1 protein-coding gene is annotated in these 1,692 nt (G+C 40.8%); it reads right to left on the bottom strand.

The annotated features are described in order from the left end of the window. The coding region (locus MM214_RS18860) for an ICP22 family protein (RefSeq protein ID WP_241297732.1) at positions 1-1,692 on the bottom strand (1,692 nt) is incomplete at both ends.

Raw genomic sequence — 1,692 nt, 5'->3', positions numbered from 1 at the left:
CACCTTTTTCACCATCTTCGCCTCTCTCTCCTCTGGCTGGTAAACCTGTATCAACTCCGTTAATCTCCCAGTTTCCTTCTGAATTGATCACTGGGGTGAAACCATCTTCACCTTTTTCACCATCTTCGCCTCTCTCTCCTCTGGCTGGTAAACCTGTATCAACTCCATTAATCTCCCAATTTCCTTCTGAATTGATCACTGGGGTGAAACCATCTACGCCATTTTCACCATCTTCGCCTCTGGCTGGTAAACCTGTATCAACTCCGTTAATCTCCCAGTTTCCTTCCGCATTAATTACAGGTGTAGCTCCATCCAGACCATCTTGACCAGATACTCCCCCTGTAAGATTAATTATGACTTTATCACCCAATTCATTTACATAGGTAATTGTTCCATCACCGTTATCTACCAGTGTAGTAACGGTTTCTTCAAACAAATCTCCAATATTGATGACTTGAGTCACTCCATTATCATCGATATAAGTGAACTGGTCACCATCGTAGAATACGTTACCTCCATTCTCCGTGATCAAGTTGATGATCTCTTCGTAGATAGCCCCTTCATTTCTAATGTCGTTCACTACCAAATTTGTGATCTCTTCGATCACTGTATCATTTCTGATAATCGTCTCAAAATTCTCAATCACATCTGACAGCACATTGATCCTCACTTCGGAACCTGCCTCATTCGTATACACATACTCTCCTGGTCCTACTTCTTCCAAGGTTGTGATTGTCTCCTCAAACAAATCTCCAATATTGATGACTTGGGTTACTCCATTATCATCTATGTAGGTGAACTGGCTACCATCATAGTATACATTACCTCCATTCTCCGTGATCAAGTTGATGATCTCTTCGTAGATATCGCCCTCGTTGGTTATATCATTTACTACCAGGTTCGTGATCTCTTCTATCACTGTCACATCCTGTACAATCGTCTCAAAGTTGTTGATCACATCTTCTACAACATTGATCGTTACTACTTCACCATCTACGGCGGTATGTGTGTATGATCCGTCCAAGTTGTCTACCAATACGTCTGTTCCAATCAACTCTGCTAGATCGATGATCACAATGTCACCATCTTCATTGTAATAGTAGAACTCTTCTGTCGTCTCATTATAGTAAACATTACCCCCCTGCTGAATCAGGTTGATGATCTCTTCGTAAATATCGCCCTCGTTGGTTATATCATTTACTACCAAGTTCGTGATCTCTTCTATCACTGTCACATCCTGTACAATCGTCTCAAAGTTGTTGATTACTCCTCCTACCACATCTATTAAGTAAACGCCTGCCGGTAAGGCTGCTGGATCTAAACGTGTAGGTACTACCCCATCATTTGCCACTAGGTATTCTTCTGCTATGTAATACTGATTGCCATCAATTGTGACTATTAACGTCTGGCTTTCATTTGCCTCTATCAGTGTAGTTATATATTCTTCACTAATATCAATGATCTGAGTCACTCCATTATCATCTATGTAGGTGAACTGGCTACCATCATAGTATACATTACCACCATTCTCCGTGATCAAGTTAATGATCTCTTCGTAGATAGCTCCTTCATTTCTAATGTCGTTCACTACCAAATTTGTAATCTCTTCGATCACTGTATCATTTCTGATAATCGTCTCAAAATTCTCAATCACATCTGACAGCACATTGATCCTCACTTCGGAACCTGCCT

The organism is Belliella kenyensis (assembly GCF_022549675.1).
Lineage (GTDB): Bacteria > Bacteroidota > Bacteroidia > Cytophagales > Cyclobacteriaceae > Belliella > Belliella kenyensis.
The sequence above is the reverse complement of the archived record's forward strand: the minus strand, read 5'-3'. Positions and strand labels throughout refer to the sequence as shown.